We start from the raw sequence: 24,082 nt of genomic DNA on the forward strand, positions 1-24,082 counted from the left end.
TCGATCAATAACGTCCAGATTCCGAAAAGTACTTCCTTTTATTCCCTTATACAGACGGAATCCCGGCTGCATTTTTTTCTTTATAATACTGGACAGCCTCATCAATCGGCCCATCAAAGACAATATTCCCCTGCTGGAGCACCAGGCCTCGCACACATAATCTTTTTAGCGCTGCAAAGTCATGCGATGCCAGTATCAAAATTTCAGCGTGCTCTATCAGATCTGAAATCCGCTGTTTCGCTTTTTCCATGAAATTTGCGTCCCCCGCCCCGATAACTTCGTCCAGCAAAAGGATATCTCCGCCAACTGACGTAGAAATAGCAAATGCCAATCTCACTTGCATACCAGCAGAGTAAGTTTTGATCGGATAGTCAATAAAATGGCCCAGGCCAGCGAAATCCACGATTTCTTTTTGCTTTTCTCGCATGAAGGCCGGAGACAACCCAAGCAAAAGTCCACGATATAGTATGTTTTCACGGCCAGTTGCATCAGGTTCAAATCCAAGACTCAAATCAAATAGTGATCGGACCTGACCGCCAACCTTGACGCTGCCACTAGATATGGGGTAAAGGCCAGCAACAGTTTTCAAGAAAGTACTCTTGCCCGCGCCGTTGTGTCCTATTAATCCAATACGCTCCCCTCCTTTCACCTCCAACGATATGTTTTTGAGAGCATGAATATCCTCCATCTCAACGGACTTTTGGCCCCATCGAAACAGCTGGGATAATAGAGTTTTTAGAGATCGCTCTTTATAAGCCACAGCTGCATAATGCAAATTTACAGACTTTAACGATATGAATGGCGCCTTCATAGATAAAAAATAACCTTTCTTTCTGCACGACAGCCTACCATCCACGCTATAAAAGCAAGCAAAGCAGCACTGGCAAGCGCGTAAGCATAATTTTCTGTCGCCGGCCAGCGTCCGTTCAGCAGAGGCGCGCGCACCAACTGAAGCAAGTGATAGATCGGGTTAAAGTCCACCAGAAAATCCAACCCACCCTGACGAAACATCTTTTCTTCAAAATAGACAGGCGACAAGAACCATAGTGCTTGCATTACCAGCCCAGTGAAATGCGGGACGTCGCGAAAGCGCACTCCAATATACGCGAGAAGCGTCGCAAGAGGCCAAAGAATCAAGCCAATGATAGGAAATATGGTAAGCGTCGAAAGCCAGTGCAAACCTATATTTTGCGGTAGAACTATTGCGGACCACCCATAAAGAGCAATACTCGCCAGTCCTAACACGACCAAGTTACTGAGGACTGTACGTAAGGTGTATATTGCAAGCGGGTGTCTGCATTGCTTTATGTAAGCATCCGCCTGTACGAAAGATAATGCCCCTCCCGTAACACAAGCCGTCACGCATTCCCATACGACAATTCCAGAAAGAATATAAGGCGCATAAGTATAAATATCAACCCTTAACATTTTACTCAACACCACAGCAAGCAAGAGCGTCATGCCAAGTGGCTGAATAATCGTCCATAAAATACCAAAAAACGACCTCCTCCATCTGGACCGCAAATCCGAGGCAACCAAATGCATCCAAAAATATCGAGCCTTCCAGATACCGTGAACATATGAATTCAATTAGCCACCTCTTCAGGACGGACTGCAGCACCCATCCAGCGAATTCCTAACCCAAAGTCGCATCTTGTTGCTCCGAATATTTGCGCCGGGCATTCAAGCACGATTTTCGAGTTTATATAAAGCGTCACCCTATTTTGGGAAACAACTAACCGGACCTTGCCGGTGAGGGGTTGCTTATCAATTTGCACACCGGGCACATGCGCCCAACACTCGCCATCGTTTTTCCATAACGACAATATGGCCTGATTCTCAAACGATTTTAGAAGAAATGCATTCATGCATTTATCTGCACCATTGCCCTGGTAACCAGCTATCGCAGAAACGTGGGATTCAAAGGGGTCGTCCAAGCTATAGCTAAAGTCGATTTGTTTGCTTTGATCATTCTTCTTGACAACGAGACATAATTGATCGCTTCGTGCGCTCTTTGCGCCATTATTCATGAAAGCAGGCGACCCAAAAATGCCGGCAAAATCCGACCAAAACACTGCAGCTGCAGACGCAGCGGCTGAGGTGGATAGCCTTGACAGGGATAAATCGGTATAGGCATCTTGTGAGCACAGTGCTACGAGACCGGTGTAACGATGGCCGTGATGCGCCTCATCAGGCTCATCCAGCACTCGAATTTCGTTCACAGCACCGTATGGGCCGAGACAAATATGGTCAATGGCTTTCCAGTCATTTCTGCTGAGAATCCATATGCCGCTCAATGAACTTCTCCGCAAATCCCGAACAGTTTTTTGACTTTCTCCTATCAAAACGTAATCGTTAGTCGCAGCCAAGCCTCTAGTGTAGATGGCAGAACCAGACTCCCAAATTGGCAACCTACTATCAAGGTCTATCAGACTTCCATTCTCTGAATGACAACTTACACGCTGGCCATCATTTGTGATCCATATATTGTGCAGACCTGTGCGATTGCCTAACGGTTCAACAGATACCAACTCCAAATCCGGGTACGAAAAAATTGCTAGCTTTGAACCCTTTAAAAATCCATGCGCAATAACGTACAAAAGGTTGCCGCGCAGAAATACCGAATTAAGATGGTCGCCTTTCAAATCATCCAGCGACAGGCGATCCCAACGCGCATCGGTAACACCACATTCCTGATATACGTTTGGCTTTTTAAAATCAAATACATTAATGACGTTTCGCCCGGTGTTTGCGCAAATTACTCTATAATCTGGAGCGCAAAATATCTGATGCGGTGCCGACAAAAAGTTTCTGCTACGCAGATCCCCCTTAGACAGCCACCCTCGCTCCGACAATGCATAAGCGTTAATATCGGTGAGAGTGGCGCTATCCAATCCGGTATGAGAAAGTACCAAATTATTATCATCACGAAACCACGAGATGCCGTAGTATTCAGGACGACCATTTTCCAGGGCTTGTACTTTTTTTGTTTGCAAGTCTACGAGTAGCAACCAACCGGTCGTAGCAACAAGAGCGTATTTCATCCATCTGCTCAACAAAAGAACTGGCGGATCTTGCCCGTTATAAAGCTCACATCCTCGCGGCTCAACCCCGGATAACTTGGCAAATTAATACCACGCGCTGCCAATGATTCTGCGACCGTAAAGGTCTCCCCCGTTGCGCAATGGGGCATGGTGTGCGAGGGATAAAACACAGGACGTGTCTCGATCCCCTGAGCTCTTAAGAAATCGCGTAGGGGCTGGCGCTGTTTTGCATCATTCACCGCTACCGAACACATCCAGAACGAATGCACCGTATCGGGTATTTCTCTGTGTGTCTCCAACGGGAGTTCTGCGAGATCCTCCTGGTACCAGGCAGCTACCTGCCGCTTTCTCGCCAGAATCTCCTCCACGTTCTCCAGTTGGGCCAGACCAATAGCAGCACAAATATTGGTCATGCGGTAGTTGTACGCCACGACATCGTGCCAATACTCCCGCGTTTGTGAAACTCCCTGATTCTTCAGGTGAAATGCGCGCTGAATGGTGCCCCGTTCTTTTGCAACCACCATCCCCCCTTCGCCGGTGGTAATGGTCTTGTTACCAAAAAAGCTGAACGTGGCAATATCGCCGAACGTACCCACATGACGCCCTTTGTAGCGCGAACCAAAGGCTTCCGCGCAGTCTTCCACAAGCAGAAGCTTGTGTTTCTCACAAATCGCAACCATCGCGTCCATATCGCATGGAAGGCCATACAGGTGAACCACCATAACCGCCTTGGTCTTGGGCGTGATCTTCCGCTTGACGTCTTCGGGGTCAATCTGCCACGTGCTATCGAGAGAATCCACGAAAACCGGCTTGGCGCCCGTCTGGATGATCGTATTCACCGACGCGATGTACGTAAATGTCGGGACGATGACTTCGTCGCCCGCCCCTATGCCCAGCGCTTCTAGTGCAAGGTGAATCGCTACAGTTCCGTTGCAGACGCTGGTGACATTTGAAGAGCCAATATAGTCGCCAAAACCCTGCTCGAAACGCCGGATGAACTCGCCCTTGGATGAGATCCAAGTCGTGTCCAGGCATTCATTCACATACGTTTTCTCACGCCCGCTGAAATACGGCTGATAAACGGGAATCATCTTTTCCGGCTTATTCATGATGATTGAAATACTTGAATCCGTGTTGCTTGACCAGCTCATCGCGGTGGGCACCCTTCAAGTCTTCCTGCATCATTTCGGACACCAGCTCTTTGAAGGATGTGCGCGGCACCCAGCCGAGCTTCTGCTTGGCTTTGGAGGGATCCCCCAGAAGCGTCTCAACCTCTGCAGGTCGGAAGTAACGCGGATCCACCGCCACGATGCAGTTTCCAGTGACCGTGTCATACCCTTTCTCCTCGACACCTTCACCTTCCCAGCGCAGCTGGATTCCGATTTCCTCCGCTGCACAGTTGACGAAATCTCGCACCGAGTGCTGCTCGCCCGTCGCGATGACATAGTCTTCCGCCATATCCTGCTGCAGCATCAGCCATTGCATTTCCACGTAGTCCCGCGCATGTCCCCAGTCCCGCAGAGCGTTCAAGTTGCCAAGGTACAGGCTGCTTTGCAGGCCCAGCTTGATACGCGCCAGGGCTCGGGTAATCTTTCGCGTGACGAAGGTTTCTCCGCGGATGGGAGACTCGTGATTGAAGAGTATCCCGTTGCAGGCATACATTCCGTAGGCTTCCCGGTAGTTCACCGTAATCCAGTATGCGTACATTTTGGCAACCGCATACGGCGATCGAGGGTAAAAGGGTGTGGTTTCCTTCTGGGGTGTTTCCTGAACCAAACCATACAGCTCCGAGGTCGATGCCTGGTAGAACTTGGTGGTGTCTTTGAGGCCAGCAATCCGAATCGCCTCCAGCAGGCGAAGGGTCCCCATTGCGTCTGAATTGGCAGTGTACTCGGGCTCCTCGAACGACACCGCGACATGGCTTTGCGCTGCCAAGTTGTAGATTTCGTCGGGTTTGACTTCCTGCACCACCCGAATGAGGCTGGAAGAGTCTGTCAAATCTCCATAATGCAGCGTGAGGTCGTAGCCTTTGTTGTGTGGATCGTGATAGAGATGATCGATGCGGTCCGTATTGAACAACGAGGCGCGGCGACGAATTCCATGCACCTCGTAGTTCTTCTGCAAAAGGAATTCCGCCAAATATGCACCATCTTGACCTGTAATACCAGTAATCAGCGCAACTTTTTTCTTCAATTCTCTCTCCAATTAATTAAATATTTCCGAGTACGCAGGAGTTAAACGGCTGGAGGGTGGTTTTCATTCACTCGTCCATAGCTGTCCTCGAATCTGATAATATCGTCCTCACCGAGGTAGCTGCCGGATTGAACTTCAATGATTTCCAGCGGCACTTTCCCAGGGTTCATTAATCGATGGACATGCCCCAGTGGGATATAAGTGGATTCGTTTTCTCCGAGAAGAAACGTTCGGTCGCCATTGGTGACCTGAGCCGTTCCTTTTACCACCACCCAGTGCTCCGCACGATGGTGGTGCATCTGCAGGCTCAACTGGGCACCCGGCTTTACCACGATGCGCTTGACCTGAAAACGCTCGCCGCCATCAATGCTGTCATACCAACCCCAAGGGCGATAAGCCTTGCGATGGGTCGAAGCCAGGCTGCGTCCTTGTGCTTTCAGCTCTGCAACGATCTTTTTGACATCTTGTGTACGACTCTTGTTCACCACCAGCACGGCGTCGGGCGTTTCCACCACCACGACGTTGTCGAGCCCCACGGCGGCCACCAGGCAGGATTCGGAAAACAGCAGGCTGTTGCGGGTGTCGATGGCCAGCGTCTGGCCCGCATGGGCATTGCCATCGGCGTCGCGCGGCAACACGTCCCACAGCGCATCCCAGGCACCCAAATCGGACCACCCGGCGTCCAATGGCACAACGCGCGCGCCCATGCCTTGCACGCGGTTGCGCGGCAGGTGCTCCATCACGGCGTAGTCAATCGAGTCCGACGGGCAGGCGGCAAAGGCGTCGCTGTTGGGGCGGACAAAGTCCATATCGCGCGCGCATCCTTCGATGGACAACTGGCACGCGCGGAGCATCTGGGGTTGCAGGGCCTCCATGGCCCGCAGCCATTGGTCGGCCCGCACCATGAAAAGGCCGCTGTTCCACAGGTAGTTGCCGCTGGCGACGTACTCCTGGGCCACCTGCAGGCTGGGCTTTTCTTCAAAGCTTTCCACGGCAAAGGCACGATGGCCGTCGCCAGCAGCGCTTCCCTTGCGGATATAGCCGTAGCCGGTCTCCGGGCGGCTCGCAACGATGCCGAAGGTCACCATGTGGCCCTGCTGGGCCAGGTCCCAGGCGGTTTCCACCGCCTGGTGGAGCGGTTCCAGTTTCGTCATCACATGGTCTGCAGGCATCGCCAGCAAAATGGCATCCGGTGGCGCCACCAAGGCTGCGAGCGTCAATGCCGGGGCCGTATTGCGGCCCACAGGCTCCAGCACCAGCGTGGCGTCCGCGAAACCCGCCTCCTGAAGTTGCTGTGCAGCCAGAAAGCGGTGGTCCTGGTTGCACACCACCACCGGCGCGGTGCGCGGGATATGGGAGGCCAGACCGTCCAGGCGCCGGGCCGTGTCCTGCAGCATGGAGACACCGTCTCCGTTGAGCGCCAGGAATTGCTTGGGGTAGGTTTCACGCGACAGCGGCCACAGGCGAGTGCCCGAGCCGCCACACAAGATGACGGGAAGCAGGGAATGGGTCATGTTCAGGGGGTATCGGAGGGAGGCACCTGGTCCCGCAAGCGGCGGATTTCGGCCTCCAGGATCGCGAGCCTTTGGTTGAGGCGGCGCATGTCGCGCTCAACCCGGGTGTTGACCATATCAACGTGCAAGGCCTTCAAAAGAAGAACAATGCAAACAAAAAGTAACAGCAGCGCTGGCGAGTAGCTGATGCGGAACAGGACAGCCAGATGGTCAATCAGGCCGGGCCAAGCACCCAGCAGCGCTGCTGCGGCGGCCACAGCCACCCAGAACAGGCCCAGCATCAAGTACAAGTGGTCGCGGCGCACTAGATAGAGGATCAGCACGGCAAGGCTGATTCCCATCAGTGCAGTAGTCGCCTGCAAGGACGCCATGTAGGGGTTCCCCTCCTTAAGTTAGAGCAGCACGAAGAAGAGGCGGGCTTGCGCAGGAATCGGAGTCCTACACGAGCGAGGGCGGGTAGCCGCGTTAAGAGCGCGCCCCTTTTCAAAAAATGCAGAGCTGTAGTTTTGGCGCGCATTGTAAAACCGGGCTATAACGCAGCCGATGCGCGCGCCCCACAATCGTTAGAACATTGTCAACTGCGAAGCCCTCGCTCAGCCGATGTCCAACGAGGTTGCAGAGCAGCGGGCGCGCCCCATTGACACGCCTCCGGCTCAGAAAATGAACGTGGCCGCTCCCGAGCCGGCGTACGCCTCGCACCAAAAGAAGCGGACGAGGCAGCGCAGATTCGGCGCGCCGCCCTCAGGAGCAGGTCACCGTCCCAGTCCGCGTTTCAATTCCTTGAGCAACAGCACCACCTGATTGGATGCATGGCGGCAACTGCCCATGAGCAGCACCTCGGCCTTGCGCCCGTCGCCCGCGCGGTAGGCCGCTACCACTTCGGCAGCTTGCTGGTGAAAGTAGCGGTGCCGCGCCACCAGCATTCCGAACGCGGGATAGCTCCCGAGCCGCGCCCGTCCGGTGCCGTACAACCAGCGCCCCAGGTCGCAGCGATCATCCAGGCAGACGCGCTCGGGCCGCATGACCTCCTGTGATCGGCCGCTCACCATATCCTGCAGCCGCAGATTCCAACGCTCGTGGCTGGCGATGGCCGCGTCGATGTCCAGCTCGGTCATGAGCAGGGCTGCGTCTTCCGGATCCAGCACCAATTCGCTGCCGTTCTCCTCCACAGCCCACGTGGTTTCCGGGCTGGCCGGGTCCTGCTCCCGGAACTTGAACAGACGGCTGAAAAATCCCATGCGTCATCCCCCCAGACGGGGTTGCGTTTGCGCTCGGCGCGAACCGTGGTGCCCCATGAATAAATTTTGAAACATTTTGTTTGCGCGCTGCGTTTTTGGCTACCACTATTTGGCGCCCCGGTGGGGTTGCCCCCTGGAACAAGCCTCCTGCCACTGCCGGCTCTGGCCGGCCACCGCAACGCAAGGCAGGGGCTGCCAGACAATAGCCGCCATGACGCCTCCGCCCCCCCGCCCCCAGCTGTCTCTCCTCGACCTCGTTGCCGTACGCGACGGCGGAACCGTGGCCGATGCGTTGCAGATTGCGCTGCGCACGGCCCAACATGCGGAAAAGCTGGGGTTTGCCCGCTATTGGCTGGCAGAGCACCACAACATGGCCGGGATCGCCAGTTCGGCCACGGCCGTGCTGGTGGGGCACATCGCGGGCGCTACGTCGCGCATCCGCGTGGGGTCGGGCGGCATCATGCTGCCCAACCACGCCCCGCTGGTCGTCGCCGAGGCGTTCGGCACGTTGGCGGAGTTGTATCCGGGGCGCATTGACCTCGGGCTGGGCCGCGCCCCGGGGACGGACCCCGCCACCATGCGTGCCCTGCGGCGCAACCGGGTGGAAACTGAAGAAGACTTTCCGCGCGACGTGGCCGAGTTGCAGCACTTGCTTGCCGCGCCCGAGCCCGGCCAGCGCCTGATCGCCATGCCGGGCGCGGGCACCAACGTGCCGATCTGGCTGCTGGGTTCCAGCCTGTTCTCGGCGCAGTTGGCGGCCGAGCGGGGACTGCCGTATGCGTTCGCTTCGCATTTCGCGCCCCGCATGCTGCACCAGGCGATCGCGCTGTACCGCAGCCTGTTCCGCCCGTCAGCCGCCTGGCCCCGGCCTTACGTGACCATCGGCGTGCCGCTGATTGCCGCCCCGACGGACGATGAAGCCGAGTACCTTGCCAGCAGTACGTACCAGCGGGTACTGGGCATCCTGACGGGTGACCGACGCCGCCTGCTGCCGCCGGTTGAGAACTACGCAGCCCAATTGCAGCCCCAGGAACGCGCGGCCATCAGCGACTTTCTCGCGGCGGCGGTCATCGGCGGTCCGGACACGGTGCGCGCAGGCCTGCTGCGTCTGGCCGAGGCCACCCAGGCCGACGAGTTCATGCTGGTGAGCGATGTCTACGACCCGGCCTTACGCCTGCGGTCGCTGGAGATTGCAGCGCAGGCCCATGCGCAGGCCTGGCCCCGCAGCTGAGCACGGCGGATTGCACAAGCGCGCTGCCCTGCGGCGCCCGCATCTGCTCCGCCCCCCGGCGCCCACCCCGGCCCAGAGCCCAGGCGGACGCCGTCAGGCTTCCCGATATCAGGTCTTCTGGCCCGTGTAGACGTAGGTTTGCGCCTTGCTGACGCTCTGCCCCATGATCACCACGGTCTGGGTCAGGTTGTTGTAGAGCACCACGCTTTGCACGACCACGCCGTCCCCCACCGGGCAAGTCGCCCCGGAGAAGGTGAGAGGCAGGTCGAACACATTGCGGCCGCTGGCACGCGGGACCACCGTGCCCCGGACCGAGCAGCCGGGGTACGAAGGAACGGACACCAGCCCCGCGTCCGAGATCGACAGCGATACCAGCGGCTCGCGAACCTGGTTGCCAAAGCCCGTGCCGGCATAGGTGCCGGGTAGTTCGCTCACCACTGCCGGCTGCTCATACAGCACGCCGTAGCTGCCCGCAAACTTCACGCCGTTGGCAGCCGTGACCTGGACCGAGTCCCGCACCACGTATTTGCCGGAGTAGCTGACCGGGGTCGACTTCCGGTCGGTGATGTGGGCCTCGTCCACGAAATTCAGGTAGCGTGCGCTGCCGGACACGGCGTCGGTGCCGGTCGTTTGCACCGAACCCTGGGACAGCCCCACCGCAGCGCCCGTCTTGTCGCTCAGCAGGTTCCAGGTCTCGCCGTTTTCCAGCACCACGCCGAACACATCCAGCGAGTCGGTGGTGGCGCCATTCCACAGGCCTTCGACGCCTTGCACCACGGTCGCGGGAGGCTTCGGCGCGGGCGGCGGCGCGGGGTCATCGCTGCCCCCACCGCATGCGGACAGCACCAGAGCCGCAAGCAGCCCTCCCCAGGCAATTGTCTTGTTCACTTTTCTTCTCCTCTTGGTTGAATCCCATGCGAGGCCCTCGGCCTTTGCAACGCACTCTCTGCTCGCCGCGAGGTGCGGCTCCCTGGCGCCACGGCACCGCCTCGCCCGCCGCATCTTAAGCGCACGCACGTGCACCCCAGAAGGGTCCACAGCCCGGCCGAGAGGGCATGCGTCTCGCCCACGCCACAGGCAGCCAGCCGGGCGCAACCCCGCGCTGCGAAGCCCGGGTCAACGCGCCAGGTAGCCCCCGTCCACGGGGTAATACGCGCCTGTGACAAACGACGCCTTGTCGGACGCCAGCCAGGTCACCAGCTCGGCCACCTCTTCCGGCTGGCCCAGGCGGCCGATCGGGTGGGCCCCCACCAGCAGCGCCTGCACGCCCGCGTCCTGCTCCAGACCGCTGATCATGGGCGTGTGGATGAACCCGGGGCCCACGGCGTTGATGCGCACGCCCCGCGCGCTGTATTCCAGGGCGGCGGCCTTCGTCAACCCGACGACGCCGTGCTTGGCGGCCGTATAGGCCGGCGCGGTGGCAAACCCCACGGAGCCCAGAATGGACGCCATGTTGATGATGGAGCCGCCGCCGCTTTGCAGCATGGCCGCGATCTGGTACTTCATCCCATAGAAGACGCCGGAAAGATTGATATTGATGACCTGGGCCCAACCGTCGAGCGGGTAGTCGGCCGTGGGCGCCTGCGGGCCGCCGATCCCCGCGTTGTTGCAGGCCACGTCCAGCCGCCCGTACTGCGCGACGGCGCGGCGCACCAGCGCCTCCCCGTCGGCAGCGCGGCCCACGTCCGCCGCCACAAACAAGGCCTCGCCGCCCGTTGCACGGACCAGGGCCGCGGTCTCTTCGCCGCCCTCCACGTTCACGTCCGAGACCACCACCTTCGCACCTTCGCGGGCCCACGCCAGCGCAACGGCCCGGCCGATGCCGGACGAAGCGCCCGTGACCAATGCCACCTTGTTTTTCAGCATGAAAGACTCCTTTGTCGTGAACGCCTGCGACCCCGCGCCACAGATCGGCAACAATTCTGCGCCTGCTCCGCGGCAACGCCTTGACTTTTGTCATGCCTCACCGGCCGCTCACGCGGCGCGGCCGGCGGTGGCAAGCGCTGGCGAGCCGCTACCATTCACCGCAGCGGCAGGAACACCGGTCGCTCCGCACCTCCCCCAACTGCCGCCCGCCACTTCCGCATGCCCGCTTTTTCCTTTGAAGCCCTGGACGCCCAGGGCCAGACCCGCAAAGGCCTCATGGAGGCCGACACGGCCAAGGCCGCGCGCAGCCTGCTGCGGGCCCAGGCGCTGGTGCCCCTGGCCGTGGAGCTGGTGCAGACCGGCCGCTCGATGGACGGCAGTGCGGCCGGTGCGGGTCGGCGGTGGTTCACCCGGCCCGTGTTCGGCGCAACGGCGCTGGCCATCTGGACCCGGCAGATTGCCGGGCTGGTGTCCTCGGGCCTGCCCCTGGAGCGCGCGCTCGCGGCGCTCTCCGAAGAGGCGGACGACGAGCGCCAGCGCCACCTGGTGGCCGCGCTGCGGGCCGAAGTGAATGCCGGCGCGACGTTTGCGCGGGCCTTGTCGCAGCACCCGCGCGAGTTCTCGGATATCTACTGCGCCGTGATCGGCGCGGGCGAGCACAGCGGCAACCTGGGGCTGGTGCTCGAGCGCCTGGCTGACGACCTGGAAGAGCGCCAGGCCCTCAAGGCCAAGCTGGTGGGCGCGGCGCTGTACCCGGCCATCGTCACCGTGGTGGCCATCGTGATCGTGCTGTTCCTGGTGGGCTATGTGGTGCCCCAGGTGGCGAGCGTGTTTGCCGGCACCAAGCGCGCCCTGCCCTTCCTCACCGTCGCCATGATGGGCATCAGCGGGTTTGTGCGCAGCTATGGCTGGGTGCTGCTGATTGCTATTATTTTGATAGCTGTTTGCGCCCGCTGGGCGCTGACTTTCGAGCATTTTCGTCAAAAATTCGACGCCGCATGGCTGCGTCTGCCGCTGGTGGGCAAGCTGGCGCGCGGCTACAACGCGGCGCGTTTTGCGGGCACCCTGGCCATGCTGGCGGGTGCGGGCGTGCCCATCCTGAAGGCGCTGCAGGCCGCTGCCGAAACCCTGAACAACCGCGCCTTGCGCACCGACGCGCTGGACGCGCTGGTGCTGGTCCGCGAGGGCGCCCCGCTGGCTTCCGCGCTGGCGCAGAAGAAGCGCTTTCCGGGCCTGCTATCGATGTTCGCGCGCCTGGGCGAGCAAACGGGCCAGCTGCCCGTGATGCTGCAGCGCGCCGCGCGCCAGCTGTCCACCGAAGTGCAGCGCCGCGCCATGCAGCTGGCCACCATCCTGGAGCCGCTGCTCATCGTGGCCATGGGCGGCATCGTGATGCTGATCGTGCTGGCGGTGCTGCTGCCGATCATCCAGCTGAACCAATTCGTGAAGTAACCCTGCCATGCCTGTGACGCTGGACGACAAGCTGGTGGTGGCGATCTCCTCGCGCGCCCTCTTCAATTTCGAAGAAGAGAACCTGCTCTTCGAAGCGGGCGACGAGGAGGCCTACATGCGCCACCAGCTGGCCCTGGTGCGCCAGCCCGCACGGCCCGGCGTGGCGTTTTCGCTGGTGCGCAAGCTGCTCGCCTTCAACACGCCGGACGTGCAGCGGGTGGAGGTGGTGATGCTCTCGCGCAACGACCCGGCCAGCGGCATGCGCGTGTTCGCCTCGGCCCAGGCGGCGGGCATGCGCATCGAGCGCGGGGTGTTCACGCGCGGACGCGACCCGTTTGCCTACCTCCGGCCGCTGGGCGCCCACCTGTTCCTGTCGGCCAACGAGACGGACGTGCGCCAGGCGCTGTCCATCGGCTTTCCGGCCGCGCGGGTGATGACCGACTCCACCCCCGCGGGCGACCGGTTTCCGGGCGAAGTGCGCATTGCCTTCGACGGCGACGCCGTGCTGTTCTCGGACGAAGCCGAGCGCGTGTACCAGGAGGGCGGCCTGCCCGCCTTCCAGCTCAACGAGGTGGACAAGGCCAACCAGCCGCTGGCCGGCGGGCCGTTCAAGCCGCTGCTGGCCGCGCTGCACCGGCTGCAGCAGCAGGCGCAGGCCTCGCACACCATGCGCATCCGCACGGCGCTGGTCACGGCGCGCAGCGCCCCCGCCCACGAGCGCGCCGTGCGCACGCTGCTGGACTGGGGCATCAGCGTGGACGAGGCGATGTTCCTGGGCGGGCTGGAGAAAGGCCCGTTCCTGCGCGAGTTCGAGCCCGACTTCTTCTTTGACGACCAGACCGGCCACGTCACTTCGGCCGCGCGGCATGTGCCGGCAGGCCACGTGAGCAGCGGCATTTCCAACACCGAAAGAACCGCTGGCGCGTAGGCCACGGTTCAAAGACCACGCAAAGTCTTGCAACGCTGGGTGAAAGCTTGCAAAGACCCCGTTGCATTCACCCTGCAACAAGCCGCGTGTGCCACCATGCATGCCTAGCGTTTCCGGGAGCTGCTCTTGCACCACCGACTTTTCTCCGCCGCTGCCCGCACCGCCGCCTGGGCTGCCGCCTTGGCCATGGCGGGGGCCGCCACCGTCTGCATGGCCGGGGAGGCATCCGCCACAGCCCCCGGCACGCCCGAAGCCCCGCAGGCCGGGCTGACCAAGGGCGAAGTCAAGGCCATGCGCGAATTCAAGATGCTGGACTTTGACGGCAATGGCAAGCTCAGCCGCACGGAGGTCAAGCTCTTTCCCCGGCTTTCTGCCGCCTTTGACGACGCGGATACCGACAAGGACGGCTACGTGTCGTATGAGGAAGTGCGCGCGTTTGCCGCCAAATACCGGGCGGAACGTGAACGCAACAAGGCGGCGCAGGCGGCCGGCGATACCGCAGCGCCCGCAGCGCGCTGAAACATTTCAGATCAAAAAAGGCCTCTAGCGCTTGTGCAGAAAGCGGTAGCAGCTATATTTTTAATAGCATTTAGGCCGCGAGACGCCGGCCGGGCCGCTCACAGGCCGCCCGTGCGCTTGACCTTGGGATCGGAATAGGTCAGCGGCTCGTTCTTGACCTGCTGGGCCAGCCGCTCCTGCAAGGTCATCTTGTTGATGTCCTGGGCCACCTCCACCGCGCTGCCGCTGGCCCGCCACATGGACTGGATCAACTCCAGCAGCTGCTTGTAGATGGGCTCTTTCGGCGGCTCGGGCGGCTCCTCCACGGTCTCCTTCTTCTTCACTTCCGTCCAGTCGCGGTTGGCAACATCCGGGGCGGAGGGCTTGTCGGGCTCCCGCACGATGGCGCCTTCTCCGAGCCGGTCCATGGACTCCACCGGATTGGAGGGGTTGATAGGCCGCACGGGCGGCGCGCCGGAAGCGCCCGTGGAATACAAATCAGCGCCCTGAGGACGCCAACTCGGCGATCGGTCGACAGGTGGCATTTGCATGGCAGTGGCCCGGTAGTTGTGACAATGGAAAAGAAGGAGCGGAGGCTTTTCCGGCCTCTTCGTACATCCATTTCGGTAAAAAGAAGGGGAAATTTAGGCTTTTTTCACCGATTGACACAAAACTAGGGTTTACCCCTAGAAATGACCGCAGAACGAGCGCCCGCCTGCCCGGCACACCAGGCACACGCAGCGCACCGAGAGCCAGGCGCAGCGCTGCGTCCACCCTCAGTCGGAATGGGGGCTATGGGGGCGACAGCCACCCGGCGCCACATCCGGCCGGCCGGGTAGCGCCCCCTCCGTCAGAGAAAGCGCTCGAGCAAACGGCGCGAGTGCCGGTCCAGGGCCGTGGTGTCGCGCACCCGGAACTGCACGCCATCGCCACCGGCGATGAGCAGATGGGTGCGGCCGCCCAGGCGGCGGATGTCCTCTTCCCCCTTGAGGACCAAGCTTGCCGGCCCCCGATCGGTTTCCACCTGCCAGGTACTTGGGGTGGAAAAGCTCGAAACGGCGAGGATTTTTTCGATAGTGGGCACAAACTCGCGCGCTTGCAGCTCCGCCTCGATCAGTTGCCGCACGGCGGGGTCCAGGGTGTCCAGCCGGTCCACCCAGCAGAGCTCGTGGCCGTCCGCCCCCATCAGGGACAGCCCTTCGCCCGGCGCCGCGATGGGAAAGGCCCGCACCGGCAGCACGCCCTCGTGCACCGTGCCGTCCGGCAGCGTGAGAACCAGCCGGCCATGGGCGTTGCGGGCCAGCGCAAAGGCCGGCTGCAAGGGCATCGCGGCGGTAGACGGGGTGTTCATGGCGATTTCCTGCGAAAAAACGGTCACGGCTGGCCCGCCGGGTGGGCGGAATGCAACAGGCTGCTGTCAATAAGGACACCCGCCGCCTGCGCGTCTTCCTCGGCGCGGCGGGCCTGGGCTTCGTACAGGCGCCAGTAGGCGCCCTGCTTTTCCATGAGCTCGTCGTGCGGCCCCACTTCCACCACCTCGCCGCGGTCCATCACCACCAGGCGGTCGGCCTTGCGCAGGGTGGACAGGCGGTGGGCAATGGCAATCGTCGTGCGGCCCTGCACCAGGTTGTCCAGCGCGCGCTGGATTTCCTTTTCGGTCTCGGTGTCCACGGCCGAGGTGGCCTCGTCCAGGATCAGGATGCGCGGGTCGATCAGCAGCGCGCGGGCAATGCTGATGCGCTGGCGCTCGCCGCCCGACAGGCCCTGGCCGCGCTCGCCCACCAGCGAGTCATAGCCGTGCGGCAGGCGCAGGATGAACTCGTGCGCGTGCGCGGCGCGGGCCGCCGCCACGATCTCTTCGCGCGTGGCCTCAGGCTTGCCGTAGGCGATGTTCTCGGCAATGGTGCCGAAGAACAGAAAGGGCTCCTGCAGCACCAGGCCGATGTGGCGGCGGTAGTCGGCCACGGCAAAGCGGCGGATGTCGATGCCGTCCACCTGGATGGAGCCATCGCTCACGTCGTAGAAGCGGCTGATCAGGTTGACCAGCGTGCTCTTGCCCGAGCCACTGTGGCCCACCAGGCCGATCATCTCGCCGGGGCGGATGTCCAGATCCAGCCCCTTGATGACCGCGCGGCTGCCGTAGCGAAAGCCCACGCCCTGCATGCTGATGGCGCCTTGCACCTTGTCCACCTTCACGGGCTGGGCGGGGTCGGGCACGTTGCTCACGTGGTCCAGGATGTCGAAGATCCGCTTGGCGCCGGCGGCCGCCTTCTGGGTGACCGAGACGATGCGGCTCATCGAATCGAGCCGGCCGTAGAACCGGCCGATGTACGCAATGAAGGCGGTGAGCACACCGACGGTGATCTGGTTGCGTGACACCAGCCAGATGCCAAACGCCCACACCACCAGCAGGCCGACTTCGGTGAGCAGCGACACGGTGGGCGTGAACAGGCTCCAGGTCTTGTTGAGCTTGTCGTTCACCTCCAGGTTGTGCTGGTTGGCGTCGCGAAAGCGCTGGGCTTCGCGCTTTTCCTGGGCAAAGGCCTTGACCACGCGGATGCCGGGAATGGTGTCGGCCAGCACGTTGGTCACTTCAGACCAGACCCGGTCGATCTTTTCAAACCCCGTGCGCAGGCGGTCGCGCACGGTGTGGATCATCCAGCCGATGAAGGGCAGCGGCACCAGCGTGACCAGCGCCAGCCACGGGTTGATGGAGAACAGGATCGCCGCCGTCATCACGATCATGAGCACATCGGTCACGAAATCCAGCGCGTGCAGCGACAGGAACACGTTGATGCGGTCCGTCTCCGAGCCGATGCGCGCCATCAGGTCGCCCGTGCGCTTGCCGCCAAAGTAGTCCAGCGACAGGCGCAGCAGGTGCTCGTAGGTGGTGGTGCGCAGGTCGGCGCCGATGCGCTCGGACACCAGCGCCAGGATGTAGGTGCGCGCCCAGGAGAGGCCCCAGGCCAGCAGGGCCGACAGCAGCAGCCCGCCCAGGTACAGCAGCACCAGCTTCGGGTCGATCTTCTGCCCGTTCTGGAAGGGAATCAGGATGTCGTCCATTAGCGGGATGGTCAGGTACGGCGGCACCAGCGTGGCGGCCGTGGACGCCAGCGTGAGGCCCAGGCCGGCGGCCAGCTGCTTGCGGTAGGGGTGGGCAAAGCGCCACAGGCGCAGCAGCACCCAGGTGGACGTCTGCGGCGGCTGCGCGCGGGCGCAGGCGGGGCATTCATCGGTGTCGGGCGGCAGCGGGGTGTGGCAGGTGGGGCAGCTGGGTTCGTCGTCGTCCGCCGCGTGGTTGCCGGCACCGCGGGCCATCTGCTGGTCAAAGCGCTGCACCAGGCGCAGGGCCTGCGGGTGGTGCGCCAGCGTGAAGCGCCACAACGCCTCGCGCGCGGCGGGGCTGTGCAGTTCCAGCGTGCCCACGCCGCCGTGGTCGTGGAGCTTCAACGCCACGCCGTCCCGCAGCGGCCAGCTGCGCCAGCCCGTGCCGGCGGGATCGCAGGCCAGGAGCCGCTCGGAAGTCACCACCACCCAGCCGGCCGCAAACCGCAGATCCGCGCTCAGGTCAACCTGCAGCGCGGCCAGCACGTTTTCTTCGGAAGCGAGCATGGCCCGCAAATCGGCCCCTTGCGGGCCAGCAAAGACACCCGAGGCGTCCACAGAATGGTGATGTTGCATTTTTGGTTGGTTTTTCCGCCCCCGGCGGCCTGGGGCGACCCATCTCGCGAAAGCGAGAATTCTCCCCGATACTGCACGCCACGGCGCGACGGCATCCGTCCATAACGCCCGGGGAGCCCCGTCGGCTGACAGCTGCGCGGCGTCTCCGGACTGGAGCACAATTCCAGTCTCGAAAGTTCACTTTTTCAAGTACAGCCCTCATCCGGCCGGACAACCCCACCCGCTGCACTCCATGGCGAAACTCAACGACATCCAACTGCTTCGCATCAACTACCTGCGCGGCCCCAACATCTGGACGTACCGGCCCGTGCTGGAGGTCTGGCTGGACCTGGGGGAACTGGAGGACTACCCGTCCAACACCCTTCCCGGCTTCAACAGCCGTCTCACGGCCTGGCTGCCGGCCCTGATCGAGCACCACTGCGGCGTAGGCGAGCGCGGCGGCTTCCTGCAGCGGCTGGAAGAAGGCACCTGGTGCGGCCACGTGCTGGAGCACATCGTGATCGAATTGCTGAACCTGGCGGGCATGCCCACCGGTTTCGGCCAGACGCGCTCCACCTCCCAGCGCGGGGTGTACCGCATGGTGTTCCGCGCTCGCGACGAGAGCGTGGCCCGCGTGGCGCTGGCCCAGGGCCATGCGCTCATCATGGCCGCCATCAACGACGAGCCGTTTGACGTGCAAGCTGCCGTGGCGCGCGTGCGCACCGAGGTGGACGACCAGTACCTCGGCCCCAGCACCGCGTGCATCGTCACCGCCGCCACCGACCGCGGCATCCCGCACATCCGCCTGAACGACGGCAACCTGGTGCAACTGGGCTACGGCGCCAGCCAGCGCCGCATCTGGACGGCCGAAACCGAGTTCACCAGCGCGATTGCCGAAGGCATCGCCAGCGACAAGGACCTGACCAAGACCCTGCTCAAGTCCTGCGGCGTGCCCATCCCCGAGGGCCAGGTCGTCAACAGCCCCGAAGAGGCCTGGGAAGCCGCGCAGGACATCGGCCTGCCGGTGGTGGTCAAGCCGTCGGACGGCAACCACGGCCGCGGCGTGACGCTGGACCTGCGCAAGAAGGAAGACATCGAAGCCGCTTACCACGTGGCCTACCCCGAAGGCAGCGACGTGATGGTGGAGCGCTTCATCCCCGGCGACGAGCACCGCCTGCTGGTGGTGGGCGGCAAGGTGGTGGCCGCGGCGCGCGGCGAGGTGGTCACCATCACCGGAAACGGCCGCAACACCGTCAAGGAGCTGATCGACACGCAGCTCAACTCCGACCCGCGGCGCGGCTATGAAGAAGAGTACCCGCTCGAAATCATCGACCTGGCCACCGACACCAAGGTGCAGCTGGAACTCAAGCGCCAGGACCTGGAGGCCGACTCCGTGCCCGCCGCAGGCCGTCAGGTGGTGGTGCAGCGCAACGGCAACGTGGCCGTGGACTGCACCGACGACGTGCACCCTGAGGTGGCCTACATCGCCCAGCTCGCCGCCAAGGTGGTGGGCCTGGACATTGCCGGCATCGACCTGGTGGCCCGCGACATCGGGAAGCCCCTGCACGCCCAGGGCGGCGCCATCGTCGAAGTGAATGCCGGCCCCGGCCTGCTGATGCACCTCAAGCCCGCCGAGGGCGCCCCCCGCCCCGTGGGGCAGGCCATTGCCGAGCACCTGTTCCCGTCGGAAGATGGCGACGCCGCGGCGCCCGCCGGGCGCATCCCGCTGGTGGGGGTGGCCGGTACCCGGGGCACCGCCACCATCGCCCGCGTCGTGGCCTGGCTGATGCACCTGGGTGGCTACCACACCGGCCTGGCCTGCCGTGAGGGCTTGTTCCTCGACCGCCGCCGCGTCGAATCCACCGACTGCGCCCATTGGGAAGCTGCGCACCGCCTGCTCATGAACAAGATGGTGCAGGCTGCCGTGATCGAGAGCGACGCCCGCACCATTCTGCGCGACGGGCTGGCCTACGACCGCTGCCAGGTGGGCGTGGTCACGGACATGGACGGCGTGGAAGCCCTGGCCGAATTCGACGTGCACGAGCAGGACCAGATGACCAAGGTGATGCGCACCCAGGTCGACGTGGTGCTGTCCGAGGGCGCGGCCGTGCTCAACGCCGCCATCCCGCAGGTGGCCGATCTGGCGCCGCTGTCGGACGGGGCCGTGGTGCTGTACGCGCAAGACGCCAACCTGCCCGTGATCGTGGAGCACCGCGCCAAGGACAACGGCCGTGCCGTGGTCGTGAAGAACGGGCGCGTGGTGCTGGCCACGGGCAGCGCGGAACACGTGCTGGGCTCGCTGGCGGACCTGACCTTCGGCCGCAACGCCGTGGTGCCCGACACCGAAGCCCTGCTGGCGGCCATCGGAGCGGCCTGGGCGCTGGACATCGCACCCGACCTGATCGGTGCGGGCATCAAGACCTTTGAGCCCGACCTGCCGGCCCCGGCGGGGCTGCCCACCTGATGACCACAGGCGGCCGCGCCGCCGGCCCGGGCCCCGCCCGTGGCCTGCGTGCGATGGCCGCCCGGCGCACGCCACCGCTGCAATAACGCACCCTGAACGAACACCACCAAGACGAGACTCCCCATGGATGTATCCCGCACCCGGGCCCTGCGCGGCCCCAATCTCTGGAGCCGCCACATGGCCATCGAGGCCGTGGTGGCCTGCTCGGACACCGAGCGCGCCGTAGGCCAGATGCCCGGGTTTGAAGCCCGGCTGCGCGCCCTCTTCCCGGCCATCGGGGCGCTGCACCCCGAGACGGGCGGCGGCGACGTCTCCCTGGCCCATGTGCTGCAGACGGCCGCCCTGGCGCTGCAGGCCCAGGCGGGCTGCCCCGTGACCTTTGCGCGCACCACCGCCACCACCGATGCAGGCGTGTACCAGGTCGTGGTGGAGTACAGCGAAGAGGCCGTGGGCCGCAAGGCGTTTGAATACGCGCAGCAGCTCATTGAAGCGGCGCTGGGCAACGGCGGCTTCGACGCGGATGCGGTCATCGCAGAGCTGCGCGAGCTGGACGAGGACGAGCGCCTGGGCCCCAGCACCGGCTCCATCGTGGCCGCCGCCGTGGCGCGGGGCATCCCGTACCGCCGCCTCACGCGGGGCAGCCTGGTGCAGTTCGGCTGGGGTTCCAAGCAGCGCCGCATCCAGGCCGCCGAGGTGGACTCCACCAGCGCCGTGGCCGAGTCCATCGGCCAGGACAAAGACCTCACCAAGCGCCTGCTGCACGCGGCCGGCGTGCCGGTGCCGCTGGGCAAGCCGGTGGATACGGTGGACGAAGCCTGGGAAGTGGCCCTGAAGGTGGGCCTGCCCGTGGTGGTGAAGCCCCAGGACGGCAACCAGGGCAAGGGCGTGACGGTGAACATCACCGACCGCGCCCAGCTGGAAGAGGCCTTCCGCACCGCGGCCGAGTACGGCACGGTGATGGTCGAGCGCTTCCTGCCCGGCCACGACTTCCGCCTGCTGGTGGTGGGCGACCAGCTCGTGGCCGCCGCCCGCCGCGAACCGCCCCAGGTGCTGGGGGACGGCCAGCACACGGTGCGCGAACTGGTGGACCAGGTGAACCAGGACCCGCGCCGCGGCGAGGGCCACGCCACGTCCCTCACCAAGATCCGCCTGGATGACATCGCCGTGGCCCGCCTGGCCCTGCAAGGCCTGACGCCGGACGCGGTGCCGGCCAAGGGCCAGCGCGTGATCCTGCGCAACAACGCCAACCTTTCCACCGGCGGCACCGCCACCGACGTGACCGACGACGTGCATCCCGACGTGGCCGCGCGCGCCGTGGCCGCCGCCCAGATGGTGGGCCTGCACATCTGCGGCGTGGACATGGTGGCCGAGACGGTGCTGCGCCCGCTGGAAGAGCAAGGCGGCGGCTTTGTGGAAGTGAATGCAGCGCCCGGCCTGCGCATGCACCTGGCCCCCAGCTACGGCAAGCCCCGCAATGTGGGCCAGGCCATGGTGGACAGGCTGTTCGCGCACGGCGACGACGGCCGCATTCCCACCGTGGCCGTGACCGGCACCAACGGCAAGACCACCACGGCGCGCCTCATCGCCCATCTGTTCACGGCGCAGGGCCTGCGCGTGGGCATGACCAACACCGACGGCGTGTACGTGAACGGCCGCCAGATCGACAGCGGCGACTGCAGCGGCCCCAAGAGCGCCCGCAACGTGCTACTGCACCCCGAGGTGGACGCCGCCGTGTTCGAGACGGCCCGTGGCGGCATCCTGCGCGAGGGCCTGGGCTTTGACCGCTGCTCGGTCGCCGTGGTCACCAACGTCGGCGCGGGCGACCACCTGGGGCTGAACTACATCACCACCGTGGAAGACCTGGCCGTGCTCAAGCGCGTGATCGTGCAGAACGTGGCGCCCACGGGCTACGGCGTGCTGAACGCGGCAGATCCCATCGTGGCGGCCATGGCGCCCGCCTGCCCCGGCAAGATCATCTTCTTTGCGCTGGACCGCCACCACCCGGTGATGGCCACGCACCGCGCCCAGGGCCACCGCACGGTGTATGTGGACGGGGATTCCATCGTGGCCTCCGAGGGCTCGTGGCGCGAAACCATCCACCTGCGCGACGTGCCCATCACGCGCAACGGCCGGATTGCCTTCCAGGTCGAGAACGTCATGGCCGCCGTCGCCGCCGCCTGGGGCGTGGGCATGCCCTGGCAGACCATCCGCCGCGGCCTGTCGGGCTTTGTGAACGACAGCGACAACGCGCCCGGCCGCTTCAACATCATGGACTACCGCGGCGCCACGGTGATCGCCGACTACGGCCACAACCCGGACGCCATGCGCGCCCTGGTGCAGGCGGTGGACGCCCTGCCCGCCCAGCGGCGCAGCGTGGTCATCAGCGGTGCGGGCGACCGCCGCGACGAAGACATCCGCGAGCAGACCGTGATCCTGGGGGCTGCGTTCGACGACGTGATCCTGTACCAGGATGCCGCCCAGCGCGGCCGCGCCGACGGCGAGGTGATGGCCCTGCTGCGCGAGGGCCTGGCCGGCGCGCCCCGCACCAAGCACGTGGAAGAAATCCGCGGCGAATTCATCGCCATCGACGCCGCGCTGGCGCGGCTGCAGCCGGGCGACCTGTGCCTGGTACTGGTGGACCAGGTGGAAGAAGCCCTGGCGCACCTGGCGCAGCGCTGCACCGAAGCGGGAGCTGCGGCGTGAGGAAGACGGGCCGGCGTGCTGCGGCAGCGGCCCTGCTGCTGCTGGCTGGGGCCGCGCAGGCCGCCACGGGCGAGAAGATCGGCACGGTGGACACCGCCTTCCAGTGGATCGGCCGCGACCACGACATCATCGTGGAGGCCTACGACGACCCCGCCGTGCAGGGCGTGACGTGCTACGTGTCGCGTGCCCGCATCGGCGGCATCAAGGGCACGCTGGGCCTGGCCGAGGACCGCGCTGAGGCCTCCATCGCCTGCCGGCAGGTGGGGCCCATCAGCTTCCCCGAGCCGCTGAAGAAGCAGGAAGAAGTCTTCAGCGAACGCATGTCGATCCTGTTCAAGCGCCTGCGCATCGTGCGCATGGTGGACCCGGCGCGCAACACGCTGGTGTACCTCACCTACTCCGACAAGCTTATCGACGGCTCGCCCCAGAACAGCGTGACCGCCGTGCCGGTGGACCGGGCCACACCGATCCCGCTGCGCAAGTAGAAAGTCGGCGCGCGAAGCCCTTCCACCACCGAAAACAAGGGGCCGCTGGCCCCTTGTTTTTTTGAAAAACTGCCTCCAGCGCTTATTCATCAAGCGCGAGCAGCTATCAATTTCGCAGCATCACGCTTGCGCTGCAATCTGCCGCAGGGCTTGCTCGAACACCTCCACCGGCTGCCCGCCCTGGATCAGGTGGCGCTCGTTGACGATGATGGCCGGCACGGAATGGATGCCGCTGCGCAGGTAGAGCTGCTCGCGCTCGCGCACCTCGTCGGCATAGCGGCCCGAGGCCAGCACCTCGCGCGCCTCGGCGGTGTCCAGCCCCACCTCGCCCGCCGCGCGCACCAGCACCTCGTGGTCGCCGGGGCTTTGGCCGTCGGTGAAATAGGCCTTGAACAGCGCGTGCTTGAGCTGCGTCTGCAGGCCCTTGTCCTCGGCCCAGTGCAGCAGGCGGTGTGCATCAAAGGTGTTGTAGATGCGGCTGCGCTTGTCCAGGTTGAAGGTGAAGCCCAGCGCCGCGCCGCGCGCTGCAATGGCCTCGCGGTTCTTCTGGCTTTGCTCGGGCGTGGCGCCGTACTTTTCATGCAGGTGCTCGCCAATGTCCTGGCCCTCGGGCGCCATCTGGGGGTTCAGCTCGAAGGGCTGGAAGTGCAGGTCCAGCGCCACCTCGCCTTTCAAGCGGTCCGCCGCCTGCTCCAGCGCCTTGAGGCCGATGATGCACCAGGGGCAGGACACATCGGACACGAAATCGATCTTGAGGGTGGTGGGTGCGGCAGAGGCGGACATAGGCGGTGTGCGGAAAGGCAAAG

General features: G+C 63.6%; 21 protein-coding genes. 7 read left to right on the plus strand and 14 right to left on the minus strand.

Features of this window, described 5'->3' with window-relative positions:
- Positions 1 to 46: 46 nt before the first annotated feature.
- From LWW96_RS05090 to LWW96_RS05125, 8 genes are all read right to left on the minus strand, one after another.
- On the minus strand, positions 47 to 811 hold the full coding sequence (locus LWW96_RS05090) for an ABC transporter ATP-binding protein (RefSeq protein ID WP_291484643.1): 765 nt from the start codon (positions 809 to 811) through the stop codon (positions 47 to 49).
- Entirely contained in the window at positions 808 to 1,545 is a 738-nt protein-coding gene (locus tag LWW96_RS05095; protein WP_291484645.1) for an ABC transporter permease, read from the minus strand. Before LWW96_RS05095 ends, LWW96_RS05090 begins: the two co-directional genes overlap by 4 nt.
- A 41-nt stretch (positions 1,546 to 1,586) precedes the next feature.
- Complete coding sequence (locus LWW96_RS05100) at positions 1,587 to 3,044, minus strand: hypothetical protein (RefSeq protein ID WP_291484647.1); 1,458 nt, start codon at positions 3,042 to 3,044, stop codon at positions 1,587 to 1,589.
- Between the two features lie 8 nt (positions 3,045 to 3,052).
- Positions 3,053 to 4,153, minus strand: coding sequence for a DegT/DnrJ/EryC1/StrS aminotransferase family protein (locus LWW96_RS05105; RefSeq protein WP_291484649.1), 1,101 nt, complete (start codon positions 4,151 to 4,153; stop codon positions 3,053 to 3,055).
- Positions 4,146 to 5,237, minus strand: coding sequence for a GDP-mannose 4,6-dehydratase (gene gmd / locus LWW96_RS05110; protein WP_291484651.1), 1,092 nt, complete (start codon positions 5,235 to 5,237; stop codon positions 4,146 to 4,148). The genes LWW96_RS05105 and gmd overlap by 8 nt, the downstream gene beginning before the upstream one ends.
- A gap of 41 nt (positions 5,238 to 5,278) precedes the next feature.
- The gene (locus LWW96_RS05115; protein ID WP_291484654.1) at positions 5,279 to 6,751 is read right to left on the minus strand and encodes a mannose-1-phosphate guanylyltransferase/mannose-6-phosphate isomerase; all 1,473 of its coding nucleotides are present in this window, start codon (positions 6,749 to 6,751) and stop codon (positions 5,279 to 5,281) included.
- Between the two features lie 2 nt (positions 6,752 to 6,753).
- On the minus strand, positions 6,754 to 7,122 hold the full coding sequence (locus LWW96_RS05120; protein ID WP_291484657.1) for a DUF2304 domain-containing protein: 369 nt from the start codon (positions 7,120 to 7,122) through the stop codon (positions 6,754 to 6,756).
- Positions 7,123 to 7,503: 381 nt separating this feature from the next.
- Positions 7,504 to 7,989 carry a CZB domain-containing protein gene (locus LWW96_RS05125; protein WP_291484659.1) on the minus strand — a complete coding sequence of 162 codons (486 nt, stop codon included), beginning with the start codon at positions 7,987 to 7,989 and terminating at the stop codon, positions 7,504 to 7,506.
- 211 nt (positions 7,990 to 8,200) lie between these two features.
- On the opposite strand from LWW96_RS05125, the gene LWW96_RS05130 reads away from it, so the two are divergent.
- Complete coding sequence (locus LWW96_RS05130) at positions 8,201 to 9,220, plus strand: LLM class flavin-dependent oxidoreductase (RefSeq protein ID WP_291484660.1); 1,020 nt, start codon at positions 8,201 to 8,203, stop codon at positions 9,218 to 9,220.
- 108 nt (positions 9,221 to 9,328) lie between these two features.
- Here LWW96_RS05130 and LWW96_RS05135 read toward each other — a convergent pair whose 3' ends face one another.
- Both LWW96_RS05135 and LWW96_RS05140 read right to left on the minus strand, forming a co-directional pair.
- Positions 9,329 to 10,108: a hypothetical protein gene (locus tag LWW96_RS05135; protein WP_291484684.1), complete on the minus strand. Its 780-nt coding sequence runs from the start codon at positions 10,106 to 10,108 to the stop codon at positions 9,329 to 9,331.
- 228 nt (positions 10,109 to 10,336) lie between these two features.
- Positions 10,337 to 11,086 (minus strand): SDR family oxidoreductase, encoded by a 750-nt coding sequence (locus LWW96_RS05140; RefSeq protein ID WP_291484686.1) that lies wholly within the window; start codon positions 11,084 to 11,086, stop codon positions 10,337 to 10,339.
- A 219-nt stretch (positions 11,087 to 11,305) separates the two neighbouring features.
- Between LWW96_RS05140 and gspF the strand changes: the two genes are divergently transcribed.
- The 3 genes from gspF (at position 11,306) to LWW96_RS05155 (ending at position 13,985) form a co-directional block, all read left to right on the plus strand.
- Entirely contained in the window at positions 11,306 to 12,538 is a 1,233-nt protein-coding gene (gspF, locus tag LWW96_RS05145) for a type II secretion system inner membrane protein GspF (protein ID WP_291484688.1), read from the plus strand.
- 7 nt (positions 12,539 to 12,545) lie between these two features.
- The gene (locus tag LWW96_RS05150; protein WP_291484690.1) at positions 12,546 to 13,466 is read left to right on the plus strand and encodes a 5'-nucleotidase; all 921 of its coding nucleotides are present in this window, start codon (positions 12,546 to 12,548) and stop codon (positions 13,464 to 13,466) included.
- A gap of 210 nt (positions 13,467 to 13,676) precedes the next feature.
- Entirely contained in the window at positions 13,677 to 13,985 is a 309-nt protein-coding gene (locus tag LWW96_RS05155) for an EF-hand domain-containing protein (protein WP_291484980.1), read from the plus strand.
- A gap of 98 nt (positions 13,986 to 14,083) precedes the next feature.
- Here LWW96_RS05155 and LWW96_RS05160 read toward each other — a convergent pair whose 3' ends face one another.
- From LWW96_RS05160 to LWW96_RS05170, 3 genes are all read right to left on the minus strand, one after another.
- Complete coding sequence (locus LWW96_RS05160) at positions 14,084 to 14,515, minus strand: hypothetical protein (RefSeq protein ID WP_291484692.1); 432 nt, start codon at positions 14,513 to 14,515, stop codon at positions 14,084 to 14,086.
- 299 nt (positions 14,516 to 14,814) lie between these two features.
- Positions 14,815 to 15,315, minus strand: a complete 501-nt coding sequence (locus LWW96_RS05165) for a DUF1854 domain-containing protein (RefSeq protein ID WP_291484694.1) — start codon at positions 15,313 to 15,315, stop codon at positions 14,815 to 14,817.
- A gap of 23 nt (positions 15,316 to 15,338) precedes the next feature.
- A complete protein-coding gene (locus tag LWW96_RS05170) occupies positions 15,339 to 17,645 on the minus strand; it encodes an ABC transporter ATP-binding protein (RefSeq protein WP_291484695.1) in 2,307 nt (768 codons plus the stop codon).
- A 232-nt stretch (positions 17,646 to 17,877) separates the two neighbouring features.
- Between LWW96_RS05170 and cphA (LWW96_RS05175) the strand changes: the two genes are divergently transcribed.
- The 3 genes from cphA (LWW96_RS05175) (at position 17,878) to LWW96_RS05185 (ending at position 23,276) form a co-directional block, all read left to right on the plus strand.
- Entirely contained in the window at positions 17,878 to 20,088 is a 2,211-nt protein-coding gene (gene cphA, locus LWW96_RS05175) for a cyanophycin synthetase (RefSeq protein ID WP_291484697.1), read from the plus strand.
- A 123-nt stretch (positions 20,089 to 20,211) separates the two neighbouring features.
- Entirely contained in the window at positions 20,212 to 22,791 is a 2,580-nt protein-coding gene (cphA, locus tag LWW96_RS05180; protein ID WP_291484698.1) for a cyanophycin synthetase, read from the plus strand.
- Between the two features lie 32 nt (positions 22,792 to 22,823).
- A complete protein-coding gene (locus LWW96_RS05185) occupies positions 22,824 to 23,276 on the plus strand; it encodes a CreA family protein (RefSeq protein WP_291484982.1) in 453 nt (150 codons plus the stop codon).
- Positions 23,277 to 23,396: 120 nt separating this feature from the next.
- Here LWW96_RS05185 and LWW96_RS05190 read toward each other — a convergent pair whose 3' ends face one another.
- Positions 23,397 to 24,059 carry a DsbA family oxidoreductase gene (locus tag LWW96_RS05190; protein ID WP_291484699.1) on the minus strand — a complete coding sequence of 221 codons (663 nt, stop codon included), beginning with the start codon at positions 24,057 to 24,059 and terminating at the stop codon, positions 23,397 to 23,399.
- Positions 24,060 to 24,082 lie beyond the last annotated feature (23 nt).

It is taken from the genome of Acidovorax sp. (assembly GCF_021287135.1).
Taxonomy (GTDB): domain Bacteria; phylum Pseudomonadota; class Gammaproteobacteria; order Burkholderiales; family Burkholderiaceae_C; genus Acidovorax.